A 20,736-nucleotide genomic window follows, 5' to 3' on the forward strand; every position below is an offset into this window, starting at 1 on the left:
GCGTTATTGTTGCCATTCAAGATTTTGGCATTCATTCATTAAATAAGGTAGATGCTGATTTAATACTTTTCCTTTTATCACCTGCGCATATTTTTCTAAATAACCCTGTGCCATTTTTTCAGCATTAAAGTTATCTATAACATGTTGCTGACAATATAAAGGATCAAATTTTTGTGTATTAATCGCATCAATTAAAAGGTCAGCATTATTTGACAATACACCACACTCAAATGGAACCAATTCTGGAATAGCACCATAAGGAGTAGAAAATACTGGGCACCCAAAATACATACTCTCAATAATTGCCAAACCAAAAGGTTCATGCCAACGCACAGGGAATATTAATCCTTTAGAACCATTTAATAATGAAAGCTTTTCTTGACCACCGACCATTCCATGAAATTTAATTTGCGGCGAAAATGTTAAACGCAAACCACGTTTAAAGTTAAAACGATCGCCTCCTAGCACATGTAACTGCTGTTTCGCTTTTTTTGCAATATGAATTGCACCTTTGACATTTTTCAAACGCCAAGCTGCTTTACCCAAAAAGTGATAGTAATTCCGCTCTCGCTTCCAGTCGACTTCACCATAATTCGACCAATCCAGACCATTTAACACATAAGAGTCTGAGTTGTGTCTTTGCGCATGATCACGAGAAACAAAAATGGTGTTTTGATTCAAACGCTCTTCAAGCTGAGCATTTCCATGCTCAGTCACTACATAGGGCACCTCTAAACCGGTAACGTTGGGCTGGAACTGGAAATGAACCACATCAATATCATCTGGAATCTGTACAGAAATCGGTCGATCAGGATCCATTTCAATTACTTTCGCAAAACTACAGTGTGAACCTTTCGGCACAAGGAATATGACCTGATGCCCCTGCTCAACCAGTTGTTTTGCCAAATCCCAAATTACACGTTCTGTCCCGCCATAGGCATACACTGGTATAGAAGACATATTGGCAATTAAAATCTTCATTTTTTATTGCTCTCTTTATTCATTTGCCACAGCATCAAATACTTATCTAAAGTATAGCCCATGGATGCCATTGCTAGCAGATAACCATACGCCCCGCCCAAAAAGTCACCACGGATGATATATTCTCGTATAAAAGAGAAAATGCCACGCAATACAGCTGCAAATAAACCTATTTTTTTACCATGCTTAAATTTATCCGATGCCCAATCATGACTATAGCGAATATTTTTCACTAGGAAATGGTGTAAATCATCATTGGTTAAATGCTCTAAATAACCATTTAATTTTACAGCAGGCACATTCTTCTGATCTAAAGATTCATGAACTTCCAAAGATGAGTATTGAAAAGACTTATTGGCATATAACCGTGCTAACAAGTCTGCATACCAAAAACGTTTTTGCACTTCAACACCACAGAACTGATTAACACGCGCCAAGCTAAAAACTTTATCCGTTTGAAGTGGATGCTTTAGCACCTCAACAATCGACTCCCGAAGGGCCTGATCAAGTCGCTCATCTGGATCCAGAACAAGTACATAGTCCTGAGTAGCATAACTTTGTGCTATCTGGCGCTGAATACCAAATCCTTTCCACTCACAGTTAACATACCATTTTACCCCGAATCGCTTGGCAATCTCTTCGGTATGATCTGTACTGCCAGAATCAAGAATAATAATCTCATCAACAAGGTCATGCACTGTCGCTAAACATGCAGCTAAATGTTTCGACTCATTCTTTGCAATCATCACCAATGAAACAGTCGATTTTTTCTCAGATTGGTCAACTGGCTGAAGCTTTTTAATATTTTCTAGTGACTGATTAAAAGTTGCCAAAGCATGATTATTCTTCAAATCATATAAAATTGCATATTTATTAAAGGTATACTGTGTAAATAACAGAGAGTAAATGAATCCATACTGACCCATTAAGAAGCGGCCATCAATCAGGTATTGTTTAATAAACGCCCAGAACGTATGAAAAAACACCCCCCAAATACCAACTGTTTTCCCTCGTTGCTCACGATCGACAGCCCATGCTTTCGCATAATCTAAACGCTTTTCTAGCCAAAATTTAGGTGTAGGTGCGGTTTGATGCAAAAGAAAACCTTGCAGCTTCTCTGTTTTAGCCCCATTTAAAACAACTGACTCATGAACAAGATTATTGTCATACTGATAGCCTTTTGGAAATAAGCGCCAATGCGCCTTCACTGGCCAATAAGCATTATCAATTTGATGACCAAATATGCAATCCAAACGCTTAATTCCAAAGACCGTATCTAAAGGCGGCTGTTGAATTGCTTTTAAAATATTCTGCTGTAGCTGCTCTGTAACCACTTCATCTGCATCCAAAGCAAGAATCCATTCACCTGTAGCATAAGACTGTGCAAGTTGACGCTGTTTTCCAAACCCTGGCCAATTTAGATTTTCAAACCATTGTCCCCCAGCGTCTTCCACCAGTTGTCGGCTATGATCTGTGCTTCCAGAATCCAGTACAATTAACTCATCAATCCAGCCTTTTAATGCGGGTAACGATAATTCTAAGTTTTTTGCTTCGTTCTTAACAATCATGACCACACTTAAACGATATGGTCGTGCTGTATGATTTAATGCAGGATGTTGCTTCACTTACTGCCAAGCCTCTTTAATCCAATCCGACGGCAACACATAGCGATACCATTTCCCTCCACCACCATGAATTGCATCTGGTGGATTAATTTCCCCATGGAAAATAATAATTTTGGCACCTTCCGGTTTCACCGGCGGCTTAAAATAGGCCATCGGAATCTTTTGCAGACAATGATATTTATAGCTTTTACACCAGCTCTCTGGCCAGTAGCTTAATTTTTTCTCCTGATCAACATACCAGGATAAATAAGCCTGTTCATTACGGAACTTCTGACGGATCTCATCAAAATGCTCACGGAAATACGGCAATAATCCCGGAAAAGCACCAAGTTTAAAACGATAGACCGAACTGTTGCCGGTAATTCGCCATGGACGTTTCCAGTCATGAATAATCAGAAAATCACCCGGATGGGTAAAAAATGCATCGATATTGTCGACAATGACCACATCTAAATCCAGAAATAGCGCATTGCCTGTCAAGCCATATAAATCTGGCTCAAACGTCGACAGCTTGTTCCAGCCACGCTCAGGCGCCCCTTCTGGCAAAGCTAAAGGCGGGATCGGGAAACATTCCACTTCCGGATTAATACCTTCAGTACGGTCAGTCAGGCAGACCATTTTAAAGTCGACTGTGGTATGGCGTTTGACCATATTGTACAAACGGTTAACGTATTCCGAACCGTATTTGGTTCCCCATTTCATGCACAGAACAACATTCTGTTCCTGCATTAAAGAAGATTGAGAGTTCATCTCTGTTTCATGTAAAGCCATGCCGCATGATCCACCTGAGCAATGGCGCCATCATATCACAGAGTTACAAATTAGCAGAATGGCTGCAAAGAAAAGCCACTGCAAAATAACTGTCAGAAAAACGTCATCGAACTTGCACATTCAAGATGCAGATTAGAACTCATCACAGAACAACAATAGATTATGAAAATTAGTATTGTCGGTACCGGCTATGTTGGCCTTTCCAATGCCATGATTTTTGCGCAGCAGCATGAAGTAGTGGCGCTCGATATCATTCCTGAAAAAGTCGAACTGCTGAATTATGGCATTTCTCCCCTGCAAGACCCTGAAATTAGCGACTTCCTGAAAAATAAAGACCTGAATTTTAAAGCCACCCTGCATCAGGCCGATGCCTATCAGGATGCTGATTATGTGATTATCGCCACCCCGACCGATTACGATCCGCAGACCAATTATTTTAATACCGACAGTGTCGAAAGCGTGATAAAAGATGTGCTGTCGATTAATCCCTGCGCCACCATGATCATCAAATCCACCGTTCCGGTCGGATTTACTGAAAAAATCAAACAGAAATATCGCAGCGGCAACATCATTTTTTCACCGGAGTTTTTACGTGAAGGCAAAGCCCTACACGACAACCTGTATCCCTCACGGATTATTGTCGGTGAACAGTCAGAGCGTGCCCGACTCTTTGCCGACATGCTACTCGAAGGTGCCATCAAAAAAGACTGCCCGGTGCTCTTTACCGGTTCCACCGAAGCCGAAGCCATCAAACTATTTGCCAACACCTATCTGGCTATGCGCGTGGCCTATTTCAATGAGCTGGACACCTATGCACAGCTATTTCAGCTGGATACCCGACAGATTATTGATGGCGTCTGTCTGGATCAGCGGATTGGCAAATATTATAACAACCCATCCTTTGGCTATGGCGGCTACTGCCTACCCAAGGACACCAAGCAGCTGCTGGCCAACTATCACAATGTACCGAGCAATTTAATTCAGGCCATTGTCGATGCCAATGCCACCCGTAAAGATTTTATTGCCCAGTCCGTCCTGCAACGCAACCCGAAAGTGGTCGGTATTTACCGTCTGGTCATGAAAAGTGGTTCAGACAACTTCAGGGCATCGGCCATTCAGGGGGTGATGAAACGCATCAAAGGCCGTGGCGTGGAAGTGGTGATTTACGAGCCGACCTTGCAGGAAGATGAATTCTTTCACTCCAAAGTTATGCAGGATCTGGATGAATTTAAACAATATAGCGATGTGATTGTTGCCAATCGCCAGTCCGATGAGCTGGCAGAGGTGCTGGAGAAAGTCTATAGCCGCGATATTTTTGGTATGGATGATTAAGAACATTTTCCCAGCCTATAAAAAAGGACTCATCTGAGTCCTTTTTTACAGTTTGCACTTATTTTACGTAAGTTAACCAGTGTGCATATTTCGGGTCTTTGCCCTGCACTGCATCAAAGTAGGCTTTCTGGATTTGCGTGGTGATTGGACCACGAACACCTTCACCAATCTGACGGTCATCGTATTCACGAATCGGGGTGACCTCTGCAGCCGTACCCGTAAAGAAGGCTTCATCGGCAATATAGAATTCGTCACGTGTAATACGGCGCTCAACCACGTCATAACCCAAGTCTTTAGCAATGGTAATAATCGATTGACGAGTAATACCGTCTAATGCGCCACCAGCGATGTCTGGAGTGTGAATTACGCCATCACGTACCAAGAATACGTTCTCGCCTGAACCTTGGCATACATAACCTTGTGGATCCAGCAGCATCGCTTCGTCATAACCTGAATGCGCCACTTCTTGGTGTGCCAGAATCGACAGCGTATAGTTACCAGACGCTTTGGCTTTACACATGGTCACGTTTGGATGATGGTGGGTAAATGATGAAGTTTTTACACGAATACCCTTCGCCATTGCCTCTTCACCCAAGTAAGCACCCCAGCTCCACGCTGCAACCACGGCATGAATGGTGTTGTCTGTTGCCGCAATACCGAGTTTTTCAGAACCAATAAAGATGATTGGACGTAAATAGCAAGATGCCAGTTTATTTTCACGCACCACATCAATTTGTGCCTGCTCTAAAGTTGCCTGATCAAACGGCACTTTCATTTGATAAATTTTTGCAGAATTTAACAAACGCTTTGTGTGCTCTTTTAGACGGAAAATAGCCGTTCCATTCGGGGTTTCATAGGCACGGACACCTTCAAACACACCCATGCTGTAATGCAGGGTATGGGTCAACACGTGAGTTTTGGCCTCACGCCAGTCAACCAGTTGTCCATCTTGCCAAATAAAACCATCACGATCAGCCAAATTCATGCCATAAACTCCAATTTTTCACAATTATTCACTCTCCAGCGCAAATGCTGCAGCTGGATCAATCAGTCTTTGCCATAACTTGCAAACGGTCATTCGGGTATCGTGCCAGTCGCTTGCAGACACTTGCATGGATTGATTTGCAAGGGCTAAGCGGTGGCTCTCTGCGCGTTCACGGAGATAAGCTTGAATCAGAGCAGTCGCATCGTTGCTGGATAAGCAACCTGTCTTTGCGGCATCCTCAAGGATTCGTACATTGTCGGAGTAATGGGCGAGATCTTTATTCGTCCCACTCCACGCTAACACCGCATACTGTGCCATAAATTCGATATCAACGATACCACCTGCATCCTGTTTTAAATGAAAAATTCCATCTTTTTTTTGCTCATTTGATGAACCGAGATGGTCTTTCATCTTCTGGCGCATTTTCAGTACTTCGGCACGCACATGCGCCTGTTCACGCGGCTGGGTCAAAATCCGGCAGCGTAGCTGCTCAAACTTGTCCCGAAGGCAGCGTTCACCGGCAATACTGCGCGCGCGCACCAATGCCTGATGCTCCCACAGCCAGGCACTTTTTAGCTGATAATGCTCAAATGCTTTCAGGCTGGTGACCAATAGTCCCGCTTCCCCAGACGGACGTAACCGGGTATCGACTTCATAAACGCGGCCATCTAAAGTTTGGGTGGTCATCAATGACACAAACTTTTGCCCCACCCGCATCGCAAACTCAAAACCGCTGATGGGTTTAAGCCCGTCGGTATCGGCCTGTTCATCCATATAATGAATAAAGACCAGATCCAGATCTGAGCCATAACCGAGTTCAATCCCGCCTACCTTGCCATAACCAATCACGGTAAAAGCCATCTGATCCAGCGTACAGCGCTGACCTTCAGCATCCAGCGGGAAACCATGTTTTTTCGCGGTAATCTGATAAGCCAGATGCAAGGCAGCATTGACTGACACTTCAGCAATATCGGTGAGCGCATCAGAAACTTTCATCAGCGGACTTTCGGCCAGCACATCACTGGCTGCCACTGCCAGTACATTGGATTTTTTAAACAGGCGCAGTACCCGCATCTGGTCTTCGACCTGATCGACCTCAATCCGCAGCAATTGCTGACGCAAGGAATCTTCCAGATCCTGACGTTTCGGCAATTCAAAATCCATCGACAGAAACTCATCCAGCAGCACCGGATAATGGGTCAGCTCTTCACAAATCCATGGACTGACGGTGGCCATTTTTACCAGACGTTGCAATGCGCCTTTGCTTTCAATCAGCATCACCAGATACACGGTACGGCGCATTACCGATTCCACCAACGGCATCAACCGTACCAGCGCAACTTGCGGCATATCTGACTGCAACACTGCTTCGACCAGATGCGGCCAGAAGGTTTTCAGACGCTGTACCGCTTTGGCCGGTAATTTTTTCAGCGCATGTCCATACCAGAATTCATGCACCAGATTTTTGGCCTGATCATCCAGCACTTCATTCAGGCGCTGTTCCAGCTGGCTAAAACTTTCGACCAGCGGATCAGGTTCTTTTTCTTTAATTAAATGCTCAAACTGATAGATGACCTTGGCGCGTTTTTCATCTAGAAAAGCCATAAAATCTGGCCAGCTCGCAAAACCTAAAGTGCTGATCAAACGCTGACGCAATTCTGGCTCGGTCGGTAAGGACTGGGTTTGCTGGTCATTCAGCGCCTGAATCGCATGTTCAACCCGGCGCAGAAATAAATAGGCATCTTCCAGCTCGGCCACGGCTTTGCTGTCCAGCAATTCAGCTTCATCCAGATGATTCAGGCTGACCAGACATTGCCGGTCTTGTAGCTCCAGCTTGGACCCGCCATAAATCAGTTGAAACACCTGCACAATAAACTCGACTTCACGAATCCCGCCAGCGCCGAGTTTAATATCATCTTCCAGATGACGGCGCTGCACTTCGCGCTCAATCATGGCCTTCATTTCACGCATGGCTTCAAAGGCGGTGTAATCGACATATTTGCGGAACACGAACGGCCGGGTCATCTCCAGCAGTTCATCCCCTTCTTTGCCTCCGGTGACAATGCGTGCCTTGATCCAGGCATAGCGTTCCCATTCACGGCCGTGCTGGCTTAAATATTTTTCCAGCGCCACATGGCTAATCGCTAGGGCCGAACCATCGCCCCAGGGACGCAGGCGCATATCGACCCGGAACACAAAGCCATCGGCGGTGATATGGTCGAGCAGATAAATCAGTTTCTGTCCCCATAAAATACAGAACTGCTGCACATCAATGCATTTACGGCCGTTGGTTTCGCCCTGCTCATCGAAGGCAAAAATCAGGTCAATATCGCTGGATAAATTCAGTTCCTGCGCGCCATGTTTACCCATGGCAATCACAATCAGGTCCTGCACCTTGCCGTTATAGCCTACCGGCTCGCCATGCTTGGCCACCAAGGGCATCCGGGCAAAATCTTTGGCCGCCGTTACACAGGCATCGGCGAAATCGGACAGTTCACGGGTCAGGGTGACCACATCGGTTAACTGGTTGGCATCTTGCCAGATCCAGCGAAACATCAGCCGGGCACGTAAAATCCGCAGACTACGCATCCACTCGGCTTCATCCTGAATATCCTGCAAGGTCGTTTGCACGGTGTGCTGAATCTGCTGGGTGCTTAAAGGGGTTAAAAACCGGTCAACTGCATAATCTTGTTCTAAGAGGGGTTGGTGCTTGGCCAATACCTGTTCTGCATATTGGCTGGCACCTAAGGTTTTGCGCAATTGTTCCGTATTCATTCACACACCCAAAGCTGACTGTTTTTTCTAGTTATATCAGGAGTCTGGCTAGAGGGGAAAAGAAAATTGCGTTTTCTACATTTTTACTTTTTCGAACTGTATATCCTCCGGCATTAAAGCCTGATGCGCGCTGGTGGCCTGCGGCAAGGTCACAATAAAGGTGGTTCCTTCGCCTTCATTGGATTCCACCACAATTTCGCCTTTGTTCAGGTCGACAAAACGTTTACACAATACTAAGCCCAGACCAGTACCTTTTTCACCGGCTGTACCTTTGCTACTGGCCGTGACCGCTGCCTGGAACAGCTGTTCCATTTGCGACTGGCTCATGCCCAGACCAGTATCCTGAATATAGATATGCACGCCATCATCTGCCTGTTCGGCGCGTAAAGTCACCTTGCCGGTACCATCCGTCGGGGTGAATTTCAGCGCATTCGACACCAGGTTCTGGATAACTGAGGTAATCATATTAATGTCGGCATAGACTTTAATATCATCATCAATCTGGTTAATCAGCTGAATATTCTTTTTCACCGCCAGACTGTTCAGCACATCGCAGACAATTTTCGACGACTGTTGCAGCTTAAAGTTAATTGGATGATAGATAAAGCGGCCGCCTTCTGCCATAGCCCAGTTCAACAAGCTTTCCAGCAGGTTATAGGTCGATTGCGCAGTATCATATAAATAGTCGGCAATATTTTGCACACTGGAATCATCCAGCGTTTCGCGTTCTTGCGCCAGAACTTCGGAAAAACCGAGCAGGCCATGAAACGGCGCTCTCAAGTCATGCGCAATAATCTGGAAAAACTTGGTTTTACTAAAATTCAGCGCGGCCTGCTGCTCATACATTTCTTTTAGTTCAGCATGCTCGGCTTTTAACTCCAGATAATTCACCAGGTTGGTGGCCAGATCACTGAGAATTTCAATCGCCTGTAGCGAAAAAGGCTGCTCGTTCTGGTCGAAAAACAGGATTTGTCCAATCGAACGACCATCGGACATTTTCAGATCAAAGGCCATAAAGCGTTTTGCTTCTACGCCTAAAGAACCAATACGCTCAACCAGTTGTATATAGTGAGGATGCTCGGTATGAATGCAGTCCTGACCATCAAACAGTTCGACAATCTGGATATGATCGGGTGCAATAAAGGCTTTAAAACAGTCCTGATGAGCATACCATAAATAGGGTTCGCCCTCGAAGGCCAGTGCGGAACGCTCTACCCCTAAAATTTTACGGGCAGATGATAAAAAACGCTCAATCTGATTGGTGGCAGTAAATACCCCCAATAACAGAGACAACCTGCATGCACTCAGCTGTTCAGTTTCTGAACCTATTTCAAGCAACTGCAACTTCATATCTGCCTCATCCGAGATCCATTCTTATAGAATATTTAGGCCATTTTTAAAGCCGATTGCTCAGCCCGGTTAACAAACTTTAACAGAGAATATAACACCAAACCCAAAAGAATAAACCAAGCTCCTTCATTAATTTGTAACCTGAAAAAATTTTAACAAAAGGTATATTTTTATTACATTTATTAAATAAATTCACTACTTTTGTTTATCTCTTTTTAAACAGCAAACTACTTTAACTGATTTTGGTTAAAAATAAATTGGCACATTTTTATACACTTTTTTTTTTCAGTGTGGTAATAGGTATGATTTCTTTAAACTCATCGGATTTTTAAGAGAATTTCCGGGTTAATTTTCACCGGATGATGGGATCAGCACGTTACTTTAGTTTTACATATTCTGTTCATGTTTTTGGGCGATAATATATCCGCCTGATCAGTGAATCTTCATTACATGATCAACCTGTCTTATTGGTATCAAAAAAATCAGGTTGATCATTCAAATCTGATTAACAGATGTGCTGAATGGAATGATCGAGTTTGAAGGAAAAAAGACGGCTTTTTAAGTGTTTTTCTTCCCCAAACAGGCAAGCGTGAATTCAAATCAGGCACAAATATCACGAATTAAAATGCATCATTTTTCAGCGAAATGTCGTTATCACGGATATTACGTTGACTGAAAAGGCTTGAGGGTCGATACTCTCAAGGTTTTACTTAAGCAAACCGGTTCGCAGGGGCTGATTCATCACTTTCACCCCCTCAAAACTCAATCAACGCAAGGGGCTATATATGGCTGGTGGAAAGTCAACCATCATTTACACACTGACTGACGAGGCGCCATTACTGGCGACTTATTCGCTGCTGCCGATTATTGAGACCTTTACTAAGCCGGCCGGCGTAGAGATCGTTAAAAGTGACATCTCCGTGGCCGCACGCGTGCTCGCAGAATTTTCTGACTACCTCACCGACGAGCAAAAGGTCACTGACAACCTCGCAGAGCTAGGTCGTCTTACACAAGATCCAGATACGAACATCATCAAACTTCCAAACATCAGTGCTTCTGTTGCTCAGTTGACTGCATGTATCAAAGAACTTCAGTCTAAAGGCTATGCGGTTCCTGATTACCCTGAAAACCCGACCACTGAGGAAGAAAAGGCAATCAAGACCCGTTATGGCAAATGCCTGGGCTCTGCAGTAAACCCGGTATTACGTGAAGGTAACTCTGACCGTCGCGCACCAACTGCAGTAAAGAACTACGCGAAGAAAAACCCGCACTCAATGAGCGAGTGGAAACAGTGGTCACAAACTCACGTTTCTCACATGGACGAAGGCGACTTCTACCATGGCGAAAAGTCCATGACTTTAGACCGCGCGCGTAACGTGAAAATGGAACTGATCACCAAGTCAGGTGAAACCATTGTTCTGAAGCCAAAAGTTGCGCTGCAAGACGGTGAAATCATCGACTCGATGTTCATGAGCAAAAAAGCGCTTTGCGACTTCTATGAAAAAGAATTGGATGACTGTAAAGAAGCCGGCATCCTGTTCTCTTTACACGTAAAAGCGACCATGATGAAAGTTTCACACCCGATCGTATTCGGTCACTGTGTGAAAATTTACTACAAAGATGCTTTCGAAAAACATGGCAAACTGTTCGACGAGTTAGGCATTAATGTCAATAATGGTATGGCCGGTCTTTACGAGAAGATCGAAACCCTGCCAACTTCTTTACGTGAAGAAATCATCGAAGACCTGCACGCGTGTCAAGAACACCGTCCTGCACTGGCGATGGTGGATTCTGCAAAAGGCATCACTAACTTCCACTCTCCGAACGACGTAATTGTTGACGCATCTATGCCAGCAATGATCCGTTCTGGCGGTAAAATGTGGGGTGCTGACGGCAAGCCTTACGACTGTAAAGCAGTAATGCCAGAATCGACTTTCGCGCGTATTTACCAGGAAATGATCAACTTCTGTAAATGGAATGGTAACTTCGACCCACGTACCATGGGTACTGTGCCTAACGTTGGTCTGATGGCGCAAAAAGCGGAAGAATACGGTTCACACGACAAGACTTTCGAAATTCCTGAAGCGGGTGTTGCCAACATCACGGATCTGGAAACAGGTGAAGTGTTGATGTCTCAAAACGTGGAAGAAGGCGACATCTGGCGTATGTGTCAGGTGAAAGACGCACCAATCCGCGACTGGGTGAAACTGGCTGTTACACGTGCACGTAACTCTGGTATGCCAGCCATCTTCTGGTTAGACCCGTACCGTCCACACGAAAATGAACTGATCAAGAAAGTACAAAAATACCTGAAAGATCACGATACAGACGGTTTAGACATCCAGATCATGTCACAAGTCCGTGCAATGCGTTATACGCTTGAGCGCGTTGCTCGTGGCCTGGATACCATTTCTGTAACTGGTAACATCTTACGTGACTACCTGACTGACCTGTTCCCGATTATGGAACTGGGTACATCTGCGAAGATGCTGTCAATCGTGCCGTTAATGGCTGGTGGCGGTATGTACGAAACAGGTGCCGGTGGTTCTGCACCAAAACACGTACAACAGCTAGTTGAAGAAAACCACTTACGTTGGGATTCTTTAGGTGAGTTCCTGGCATTGGCTGTTTCTCTGGAAGAAATGGGCATTAAAGAAAACAATGCACGTGCGAAACTGCTTGCAAAAACACTGGATGCTGCGACTGGTAAATTGCTTGACAATGATAAGTCTCCATCACGTCGTACTGGCGAGTTAGACAACCGTGGCAGCCACTTCTACCTGGCTAAATTCTGGGCTGAAGAGCTTGTAGCGCAAGACGAAGATACAGAATTGAAAGCGAAATTTGCACCGATCGCTCAATCTCTTGCTGAAAATGAAGAGAAAATCGTAAGCGAATTGAATGCAGTTCAAGGCCAATCTGTAGATATCGGTGGTTACTATGCAGTTGATCCTGCGAAAGTAAATGCTGTAATGCGTCCAAGTGTTACATTGAACCAAATCATTGAATCACTAAACGCTTAATCAGGCTGTACTAGCTTTAAAGCTTGTAAAGTGAATAAAACCGGTGCTTAGGCGCCGGTTTTTTGATATTTAATACCATTAGATTAACAAGCGATCAGGGATGAATTTAACCATTCAGTGATGCCGTAAAAGGTGGAGCTGCTTACTTATATCTTGATAGGTATCTTGATTATTCATCCTTTCTATTCCACGACATCCAATCATTTTTTTAGAATAATCTGATTCTTCTTATTTTTCAGGCAATAAAAAAACCCCAAGTCTGAATATGCTTGGGGTTCTTTAGAATCTGTGGTCCCGAGGGTCGGACTCGAACCGACACGTCATCTCTGACAGCGGATTTTGAGTCCGCCGCGTCTACCAATTTCACCACCTCGGGAAGGTGTTGATGCGTATAATAAACTGTTTCACCCGCTTGTCAACGCTCGCCTCCCATATTTGTTTAAAAATAAATCAACCCGATTTTTTTTGTCTTATAATTAGGCAATTTCAGCGATAAAACCAAAAAACGCATATACTACGCCCAATCCTGTTATTGTTTTGCGCATTTATTTAACCATGCAACTTTCTGATTTTAATTTCGATCTCCCTGATGAACTGATTGCCCGTTACCCGCTGGAACAGCGCAGCGCCTCACGCCTGCTGCATGTCAATGCCGAAGGTCAGTATCAAGATCATCAATTTACCGATCTTGTCGATTTACTTGAAGCTGGTGATGTGCTGGTCTTAAATGACACCAAAGTCATGAAAGCCCGCCTGAAAGGTAAACGTGCTACCGGTGGCGCTGTGGAAGTGCTGGTTGAACGCATGCAAGATCAGTTTATTGCGCATTGTCATATTAAAGCCAGCAATTCACCAAAAGCTGGTGCTGAACTCTTCATTGGTCCAGATGAAGTGAAAGTCACGGTACAAGGCCGGCATGAGAACCTGTTTATTGTCGAGTTTTCCCAGCCCATTCTAGAGGTGCTGGATCGCTACGGTGCCCTGCCTATTCCACCGTACTTTAACCGTGAAGCAGAAGCGATTGATACCGAACGCTATCAAACCGTATTTAATGATCCGACCAAACTGGCCAGTGTTGCCGCCCCGACTGCCAGCCTGCATTTTGATGCCAAACTGCTGGCCAAGCTTGAAGCCAAAGGCATTCAAAAAACCTTTGTAACCTTGCACGTCGGTGCTGGAACCTTCCTGCCGGTACGCACCACTGATATTGAAAACCATATCATGCACAGCGAATGGTGTGATGTACCAGCCGCCGCTGTGGAGATGATCCAGCAGGCCAAAGCACGTGGCAATAAAGTCATTTCAGTTGGCACCACGGCCACCCGTGCAGTCGAAAGTGCAGCACAGGCACACGGCGGCACACTGGTGGCCTGGACCGGTGATACTCAGATTTTCATTTATCCGAGCTATAAATTTAAAGTGGTGGATCGCCTGATCACCAACTTCCACTTGCCTGAATCAACCCTGCTGATGCTGGTGTCGGCCCTATCGAGTCGTGAAAATATCATGCGTGCGTATCAACATGCAGTCGCGCAGCGTTACCGCTTCTTCAGTTATGGCGATGCCATGCTGATTGATCAGGCCCACAGCTAGAGCACTGCCCCATGCCAATCGAGAATATTCAGCACAGCATCCATATTCGCCGCAAGAAGAATCAGCTGGTGTGGAATAATCTCGCCCGGCTCTGGGAGATTGGTGCCCAGGCCAAATCTCAGCAGGAACTGCTCGACCGGCTGCATCCCTGGAATGCCCCGATCAGCCTGCGTTTTGAAAACAAGCTGCCAATTTTGCTTGGCATCATCGGCCTGATACTGATCCTGCTGTTTTGGCTGGCCCCGGCGCACTGGGCCTTGCAGCTGTGTCTGCTGCTGGGAGGCCTTTTGATCTTTGGTGCGTTTCTCTGTTATGAATCCAGCCGCCCAATCACCAATGCCATTCAGGAACTGGAGCAACAGGCACTGGCGCTCAAGTATCAGTTGGCCTTTAACAGCATTCCCCGGCATGAACAGATCATCTTCCAGCCGGTCCGTTTTATTGCGCAAATCAAACAGCTGTTTCCGCTGTTCCAGCAAGGCAATCTCAGCAATGACATTCGCCGCTATGCTCTGACCCACTGGCAGGATGAACAGGGCCAGACCTATCAGGTGATGCTGTTTGAATATCGCTATGTCTCTGAAATTCAGGTCCAAGACCAGAATGGCAACAAAATGCGGCTCAAAGAAATTGAAAAATTCCTGTGGGGTGCCATTGTCTTTGGGGTCGAGTTACAGGGACTGGCGCTCAGCTCGCAGCGCAAAAGCTTTGCCTACCCCTATACCCAGCCGTGGCATACCAGTGATATTCAGATTAACCGGCAGTTAAACATCTATGGCACCGATACCCACCAGATGGCCCGGCAGCTGACTCCGGCGGTGGTGCTGAAACTGGCCAATTTCCTGAACGCGCAGCCCGGCGATCTGCTGTTTCATCCTGAACAGAAAATCCTGTGCTATGTAGGTAGCCAGAACCTGTTTCAGGCCAGCAGCAACTATAAAACCATTCAGGATATTTCGGCTTTACGTGGACATCTGCGTACATTTAAATTACCGTATCTAGAACAATTACAACGCCATTTGCTGCAGCTTTTATAAATTTGGACGTGGGGAGATTTCTATGGGATTGATGATTTTTCTGGCTATTATTCTGGCCGTGCTGATTATCGGGATTCTGATTCGCAACAATATTGTGCGTTATCACAATGCCAGTATTCGTGCCTGGGCCGATGTCACCAGTTACGAACGCCAGAAAGTCAAAATTCTGGAACAGCTGATTCCAGTGGTGGAGCAATATTCCAGTTTTGAACAGGGCACGCTGGCCAAAGTGACTGAACTGCGCCAGAACGTGTTAAACCTGAAACTGGACAGTACCGACAGCGCCCAGCTGCAACATATTGAGCGTTTGAGTAAAGAGCTGCTGCACAACCTAAACGTGGTGGTCGAGAACTATCCTGAGCTGAAAGCCAATGACATCTATTTAAAAATGATGCACGAAATTGAAGAACAGAATGAAAATGTCGGTGCTGCGATTACCATTTTTAACCGCAATGTCGAGCTGTTTAATAACCAGATTCAAATTTTCCCAAACAACATCATTAACACCTTAACTTTGGGCAAAAAAGCCATTCGCCCGTTCCGTGATCCAAGCATGCAGCAAGGCTTTGAGTATCGCCCGAATTTTTAAAACCAAGATGACCTCTTGATTAAATGTCAAACCGCCTGTCATGATTACAGCGAGATTTCTCCCACGCAGATGACATCCGGTTGACAATTGGCTGTGCTTTGTCACAATCAGAACACTGAGCAAAATATCAATAACAGCTCAGGCATTACCTCAGCATGATTAAAAAATAAAAAAGTTAGTTTCGACCATGTTAGAACACCTGCAGAGCTTTCAAGCGGCGCTCATTCACGAGTTTTTTCAACTCTATGAGCAGTATGAACAGGACCATATTTATGCCTGCGCCCTGGTGCTGAATGAATATCTGGGTTTTGAATATCTGGCCATTTCCACCCGGCGCAGCCTGTTTAGCGAGCAGGAAGATCCGGCCCAGTATCTGTCAGACCATCACAAATGGTCGGCCCAGAAATGGCGCTATCGCAGCCAGCCACATCAGCAGCATTTGAATCAGTTTAAACGCCTGTTCACAGACTATTTCCAGCAGCGCCATATCTTTGGGCATCCACTGGCCCAGCAGCGTGACTCCGAGCAACAGAACCATCTACAGGTTTTACTAAATGTGTTTCAGCAAGCCCGACACGCCTTGTCGAATGCCTATGGATTGGACCTGAGTTCAATGGTGTTTTTTATGCAGGTGGCCAAACAGCCACAAATGACAGCGGACTCTGCACGGCTGCTGAATACGCAGAGCCCCTTACTGGCAGAATTTCTGGCCCATCAACAGCGCCCTGCTCTGCTGGATGCTTCATCCCATCCACCAGCGATAAAATTACAGCAGATTGATAAAGACCTGCTGATTGATCTGGCGCAGCTGCTGGAAATTGAACCTTATGATTACCTGGAAATAGCCCACGCCGCCTATTTGCTGACGCTAGAACCGGGCTTTATTGACAGCAATCTGTATATCCAGCGTCTGATTCACTCGATTGCTGCCATGGACAGTAATGAACAGGGCCTGTTTGCCCTCCCGAAAGATGAAATCCAGCAACGGATTCAGCAGTTTTATGCCATGTAATTGCCATGATTTTCCTCCACAATATTTGCCCAAGAAAACGCATCAAAACTAGCAATTCACGGCAGAATCTAGGAAAATGATGAACTTTTAGCGCAAACAATCAGCGAACTGTTTTTTCGCCTTGATTTGGAACCTGTATGAAGTTTGAAAAATTAGGCCAATCGGGTCGCGCCCGTCGTGGTCGTTTAACTCTTGAACATGGTGTGGTGGAAACCCCTGTGTTTATGCCTGTCGGAACCTATGGCACCGTTAAGGGTATGCTCCCGCGTGATATTGAAGACATTCAAGCACAAATTATTTTAGGCAACACCTTCCATCTGTATTTGCGTCCGGGTCTGGATGTCATTAAAGAACATGGTGGCCTGCACGAATTCATGAAATGGGACAAGCCGATTCTGACCGATTCTGGCGGTTTCCAGGTCTTTAGTCTGGGTGCCATGCGCAAGATTAAAGAAGAAGGCGTTACTTTCCGTTCACCAATTGACGGCTCCAAAGTATTCCTTTCTCCAGAAATTTCCATGGAAATCCAGAAGGTTCTGAACTCAGACATCGTCATGATTTTTGATGAATGTACGCCGTATCCAGCGACCCATGAAGAAGCACAGAAATCTTTACAGCTGTCGTTACGCTGGGCCAAACGCTGTAAAGAACATCATCACAATGTCCTTGAAAATAAAAATGCCCTGTTCGGGATTATTCAGGGCGGGATGTATGAAGATTTACGTGATGAGTCTTTAAATGGTCTGCTAGACGTCGGTTTTGATGGTTATGCCATTGGCGGTCTGTCAGTCGGTGAACCAAAAGAAGAAATGATCAAGGTACTGGATTATCTGCCGAACAAAATGCCGGAAGATAAACCACGTTACCTGATGGGTGTCGGCAAACCGGAAGATATCGTGGAAGGGATTCGCCGCGGTGTCGATATGTTTGACTGCGTAATGCCAACCCGGAATGCCCGTAATGGTCATTATTTCGTGACCGATGGTCTGGTACGGATTCGTAACAGTAAATACCGTCATGACCAGAGCCCGCTCGATCCGCACTGTGACTGCTATACCTGCAAGAACTTTACCCGCGCCTACCTGTTCCATCTGGAAAAATGCGGCGAGATGCTCGGTTCAATGCTCGGTACCATCCATAACCTGCGCTATTACCAACGCTTTACCCAAGATATCCGTAATGCCTTGGACAATGGCACTTTTGATGACTTTGTACAGGACTTTTACGCCCGTCGCGGTCTGGATGTGCCGCCTTGTCCACAAGATTAATCTTTTCAGTATTTGCGCTGAAGAAAAAGACAGGGTAAATTGCAGAACAAGTCAATTTATTATCAATGTTATTGATTCCAGTTTTTAGTTTAGGAAAATGAAATGAGCCTTTTTATTTCTACTGCTCACGCAGCAGGTGAAGCTGCACAACAACCAAGCATGGTTGCTAACCTTTTGATGATTGCAGTATTTATTGCAATTTTCTACTTCCTGATTTGGCGCCCGCAATCAAAACGTGCCAAAGAACACCGCGCCCTGATCGACAGCCTGGGCGTAGGCAGCGAAGTGGTGTTTGCTGGTGGCCTGATGGGCAAAATCACCAAACTTGAAGGTGATTTTGCAGTGGTTGAACTGAACCGCGGCGTAGAAGTAAAAATTCAGCGTGCCAGTGTGATTTCAGTTCTGCCTGAAGGCACATTAAACAACCTTTAATCAAAAATTAGTCGTGCGCCCGCACGACTTTTTCATTTTAAGAAGAAAATTAAATGCGTTACCCAGCATGGAAATATCTACTCATCCTTGTGGTTCTGGTGGTGAGTACATTATATGCCCTGCCAAGTTTGTATCCAGATGAACCTGCGGTTCAGATTTCTGGGGCCAAAGCCGGTACCCAAATTGACCAAAGCATCGTACAAAAAGCAGAGCAAATTCTAAAATCAGAAAATATTGCCAGCCATGACAACAGCTTTACCAATAACGCAGCCCTGTTGCGTCTGGACTCAAGCGAAGCACAGCTTAAAGCCAAAGATGCATTACGTCAGGGCTTGGGTGATGATTATGTCGTGGCCCTCAACCTAGCGCCAACCACTCCTGAATGGCTACAGAAAATTGGCGCCAAGCCAATGAAACTGGGTCTGGACTTGCGTGGTGGTGTTCACTTCCTGCTGGAAGTGGATATGGACAAGGCCATCAGCCAGCGCATGGAAACCTCTGCGACTGACCTGCGTCGCCAACTGCGCGACAACAAGCTGAAATTCAACAGCCTGTCTTTGAATAACAACACCATTACCGTGCAGTTCGCCAACAATGACGACCGCTCAGCCGTAATGGACTTCTTGCGCCGTAACGGCAACGAGTTTAACCAGCAGGCACTGGCCACCACAGATGGTGCCATGTTGCGCCTGACCTATACCGACACGCGCAAGCAGGAAATTGAATCCTATGCCGTGAACCAGAACTTGACCACGCTGCGTAACCGTATTAACGAGTTAGGTGTGGCCGAAGCACTGGTCCAAACCCAAGGCAGCAACCGTATTGTGGTGGAATTGCCGGGTGTACAGGATACCGCTGAAGCCAAGCGTGTTCTGGGTCGTACTGCGAACCTGGAATTCCGTCTGGTCTCTGATCTGAATGATCAGCATATTGACCCGTATACCGGTCAGCTCAGCAGCCAGACCTTACCACCGGGCACTGAAGCCTTTGCCTTTGAATCGCTCGACAGTGGCCGTCAGTTGCTGCTGAACCGTAGCCGTATTTTAACCGGTGAGCGCGTACAGAATGCATCGAGTGGCTTTAGTCAGGATACTGGCGGTGCCGAGGTAAATATTACCCTCGACTCTGCAGGCGGTAAGCTGATGGCAGACGCGACCCGTAATGCAGTCGGTAAACGTATGGCGGTTCTGTTCATTGAGAACAAGCAGCGCATCAGCTATGTAACTGATCCGGAAACCGGCATCCAGACTGAAGTGCGTACCCCATATACAGAATCAGTCGTGATTAACGCCGCAACCATTCAGGCGGTATTAGGTTCACAGTTCCGGATTACCGGTCTGGATTCACCGCAAGAAGCGGCTGAACTGGCACTGATGTTACGTGCCGGTGCCCTGGCTGCGCCAATGTACTTCGTTGAAGAACGTGTGATTGGTCCTAGTCTGGGTCAGGAAAATATCGACAAGGGCGTAACCTCGACCCAGATCGGTTTTATTCTGGTTGCGATCTGGATGGTGGTGTTCTTCCGTCTGTTTGGTGTGATTGCCAACTTCGCGCTGGTATTTAACCTGGCGATGATCCTGACAGTGATGTCATGGATTGGTGCTTCTTTAACCTTGCCAGGTATTGCCGGTATCGTGATTACCATTGGTATGGCGGTCGATGCCAACGTCCTGATCTGTGAGCGGATACGGGAAGAGATCAAATGGGGGGCCTCACCAAAACAGGCCATCGTAGCCGGTTATGACCGGGCCTATAACACCATTTTCGACTCGAACTTAACCACCTTCCTGGTGGCGTTCATTCTGTTCGCGATTGGTACCGGTCCGATTAAAGGCTTCGCCGTGACCCTAATGATTGGTATTGTCTGCTCGATGTTTACGGCCATTACCGTAACCCGTGCGATTGTACAGATCATTTATGGCAAACGCCGTAACCTGAAAAAGTTGAGCATTTAAGGAGATCG

Annotated in this window: 15 protein-coding genes and 1 tRNA gene; 9 read left to right on the forward strand and 7 right to left on the reverse strand. The window is 45.9% G+C overall.

The features are described 5' to 3' along the window. Window positions 1-3 precede the first annotated feature (3 nt). The 3 genes from VF685_RS09405 to VF685_RS09415 are packed head-to-tail and all read right to left on the reverse strand — an operon-like array spanning window position 4 to window position 3,377. Window positions 4-981, reverse strand: coding sequence for a glycosyltransferase (locus tag VF685_RS09405; RefSeq protein ID WP_440203621.1), 978 nt, complete (start codon window positions 979-981; stop codon window positions 4-6). Next, window positions 978-2,549 carry a glycosyltransferase family 2 protein gene (locus VF685_RS09410; protein WP_440203623.1) on the reverse strand — a complete coding sequence of 524 codons (1,572 nt, stop codon included), beginning with the start codon at window positions 2,547-2,549 and terminating at the stop codon, window positions 978-980. The genes VF685_RS09405 and VF685_RS09410 overlap by 4 nt, the downstream gene beginning before the upstream one ends. 57 nt (window positions 2,550-2,606) lie before the next feature. Continuing rightward, a complete protein-coding gene (locus VF685_RS09415) occupies window positions 2,607-3,377 on the reverse strand; it encodes a glycosyltransferase (RefSeq protein ID WP_075174841.1) in 771 nt (256 codons plus the stop codon). Between the two features lie 162 nt (window positions 3,378-3,539). On the opposite strand from VF685_RS09415, the gene VF685_RS09420 reads away from it, so the two are divergent. Continuing rightward, window positions 3,540-4,709 carry a nucleotide sugar dehydrogenase gene (locus VF685_RS09420; RefSeq protein WP_440203622.1) on the forward strand — a complete coding sequence of 390 codons (1,170 nt, stop codon included), beginning with the start codon at window positions 3,540-3,542 and terminating at the stop codon, window positions 4,707-4,709. 58 nt (window positions 4,710-4,767) lie between these two features. On the opposite strand, the gene VF685_RS09425 is transcribed toward VF685_RS09420, so the two are convergent. The 3 genes from VF685_RS09425 to VF685_RS09435 form a co-directional block, all read right to left on the reverse strand. Further along, complete coding sequence (locus tag VF685_RS09425; RefSeq protein WP_104472055.1) at window positions 4,768-5,694, reverse strand: branched-chain amino acid transaminase; 927 nt, start codon at window positions 5,692-5,694, stop codon at window positions 4,768-4,770. Window positions 5,695-5,718: 24 nt separating this feature from the next. Continuing rightward, on the reverse strand, window positions 5,719-8,469 hold the full coding sequence (gene glnE, locus VF685_RS09430; RefSeq protein WP_286384586.1) for a bifunctional [glutamate--ammonia ligase]-adenylyl-L-tyrosine phosphorylase/[glutamate--ammonia-ligase] adenylyltransferase: 2,751 nt from the start codon (window positions 8,467-8,469) through the stop codon (window positions 5,719-5,721). 75 nt (window positions 8,470-8,544) lie between these two features. Then, window positions 8,545-9,819 carry a GAF domain-containing sensor histidine kinase gene (locus tag VF685_RS09435; RefSeq protein ID WP_160242824.1) on the reverse strand — a complete coding sequence of 425 codons (1,275 nt, stop codon included), beginning with the start codon at window positions 9,817-9,819 and terminating at the stop codon, window positions 8,545-8,547. A gap of 785 nt (window positions 9,820-10,604) precedes the next feature. Here VF685_RS09435 and VF685_RS09440 point away from each other — a divergent pair. Continuing rightward, window positions 10,605-12,842 carry an NADP-dependent isocitrate dehydrogenase gene (locus VF685_RS09440; protein WP_163145441.1) on the forward strand — a complete coding sequence of 746 codons (2,238 nt, stop codon included), beginning with the start codon at window positions 10,605-10,607 and terminating at the stop codon, window positions 12,840-12,842. Between the two features lie 289 nt (window positions 12,843-13,131). On the opposite strand, the gene VF685_RS09445 is transcribed toward VF685_RS09440, so the two are convergent. Beyond that, a tRNA-Leu gene (locus VF685_RS09445) sits at window positions 13,132-13,218 on the reverse strand. Window positions 13,219-13,397: 179 nt separating this feature from the next. On the opposite strand from VF685_RS09445, the gene queA reads away from it, so the two are divergent. From queA to secD, 7 genes are all read left to right on the forward strand, one after another. Then, on the forward strand, window positions 13,398-14,435 hold the full coding sequence (gene queA, locus VF685_RS09450) for a tRNA preQ1(34) S-adenosylmethionine ribosyltransferase-isomerase QueA (RefSeq protein WP_286384587.1): 1,038 nt from the start codon (window positions 13,398-13,400) through the stop codon (window positions 14,433-14,435). Window positions 14,436-14,446: 11 nt separating this feature from the next. Then, entirely contained in the window at window positions 14,447-15,472 is a 1,026-nt protein-coding gene (locus tag VF685_RS09455; protein ID WP_286384588.1) for a hypothetical protein, read from the forward strand. A gap of 22 nt (window positions 15,473-15,494) precedes the next feature. After that, window positions 15,495-16,061 carry a LemA family protein gene (locus VF685_RS09460; RefSeq protein ID WP_104472048.1) on the forward strand — a complete coding sequence of 189 codons (567 nt, stop codon included), beginning with the start codon at window positions 15,495-15,497 and terminating at the stop codon, window positions 16,059-16,061. Window positions 16,062-16,248: 187 nt separating this feature from the next. After that, the gene (locus tag VF685_RS09465; protein ID WP_286384589.1) at window positions 16,249-17,073 is read left to right on the forward strand and encodes a DUF4303 domain-containing protein; all 825 of its coding nucleotides are present in this window, start codon (window positions 16,249-16,251) and stop codon (window positions 17,071-17,073) included. Window positions 17,074-17,210: 137 nt separating this feature from the next. After that, complete coding sequence (gene tgt / locus VF685_RS09470; RefSeq protein ID WP_075167471.1) at window positions 17,211-18,341, forward strand: tRNA guanosine(34) transglycosylase Tgt; 1,131 nt, start codon at window positions 17,211-17,213, stop codon at window positions 18,339-18,341. A gap of 102 nt (window positions 18,342-18,443) precedes the next feature. Continuing rightward, window positions 18,444-18,773 (forward strand): preprotein translocase subunit YajC, encoded by a 330-nt coding sequence (yajC, locus tag VF685_RS09475; protein ID WP_005180065.1) that lies wholly within the window; start codon window positions 18,444-18,446, stop codon window positions 18,771-18,773. 53 nt (window positions 18,774-18,826) lie between these two features. Next, window positions 18,827-20,728, forward strand: coding sequence for a protein translocase subunit SecD (gene secD / locus VF685_RS09480; RefSeq protein WP_286384590.1), 1,902 nt, complete (start codon window positions 18,827-18,829; stop codon window positions 20,726-20,728). Window positions 20,729-20,736: the final 8 nt, after the last annotated feature.

The sequence above is a fragment of the Acinetobacter sp. Brlt_5 genome (assembly GCF_051949055.1).
Lineage (GTDB): Bacteria > Pseudomonadota > Gammaproteobacteria > Pseudomonadales > Moraxellaceae > Acinetobacter > Acinetobacter indicus.

What these genes read in the sequence shown, in the direction of transcription:
- VF685_RS09405 (WP_440203621.1), bottom strand. Translation starts at nt 981, where the DNA reads ATGAAGATTTTAATTGCCAATATGTCTTCTATACCAGTGTATGCCTAT.
- VF685_RS09460 (WP_104472048.1), top strand. Translation starts at nt 15,495, where the DNA reads ATGGGATTGATGATTTTTCTGGCTATTATTCTGGCCGTGCTGATTATC.
- VF685_RS09415 (WP_075174841.1), bottom strand. Translation starts at nt 3,377, where the DNA reads ATGGCTTTACATGAAACAGAGATGAACTCTCAATCTTCTTTAATGCAG.
- VF685_RS09455 (WP_286384588.1), top strand. Translation starts at nt 14,447, where the DNA reads ATGCCAATCGAGAATATTCAGCACAGCATCCATATTCGCCGCAAGAAG.
- secD (WP_286384590.1), top strand. Translation starts at nt 18,827, where the DNA reads ATGCGTTACCCAGCATGGAAATATCTACTCATCCTTGTGGTTCTGGTG.
- queA (WP_286384587.1), top strand. Translation starts at nt 13,398, where the DNA reads ATGCAACTTTCTGATTTTAATTTCGATCTCCCTGATGAACTGATTGCC.
- VF685_RS09410 (WP_440203623.1), bottom strand. Translation starts at nt 2,549, where the DNA reads ATGATTGTTAAGAACGAAGCAAAAAACTTAGAATTATCGTTACCCGCA.
- VF685_RS09425 (WP_104472055.1), bottom strand. Translation starts at nt 5,694, where the DNA reads ATGAATTTGGCTGATCGTGATGGTTTTATTTGGCAAGATGGACAACTG.
- VF685_RS09435 (WP_160242824.1), bottom strand. Translation starts at nt 9,819, where the DNA reads ATGAAGTTGCAGTTGCTTGAAATAGGTTCAGAAACTGAACAGCTGAGT.
- tgt (WP_075167471.1), top strand. Translation starts at nt 17,211, where the DNA reads ATGAAGTTTGAAAAATTAGGCCAATCGGGTCGCGCCCGTCGTGGTCGT.
- VF685_RS09465 (WP_286384589.1), top strand. Translation starts at nt 16,249, where the DNA reads ATGTTAGAACACCTGCAGAGCTTTCAAGCGGCGCTCATTCACGAGTTT.
- VF685_RS09420 (WP_440203622.1), top strand. Translation starts at nt 3,540, where the DNA reads ATGAAAATTAGTATTGTCGGTACCGGCTATGTTGGCCTTTCCAATGCC.
- VF685_RS09440 (WP_163145441.1), top strand. Translation starts at nt 10,605, where the DNA reads ATGGCTGGTGGAAAGTCAACCATCATTTACACACTGACTGACGAGGCG.
- yajC (WP_005180065.1), top strand. Translation starts at nt 18,444, where the DNA reads ATGAGCCTTTTTATTTCTACTGCTCACGCAGCAGGTGAAGCTGCACAA.
- glnE (WP_286384586.1), bottom strand. Translation starts at nt 8,469, where the DNA reads ATGAATACGGAACAATTGCGCAAAACCTTAGGTGCCAGCCAATATGCA.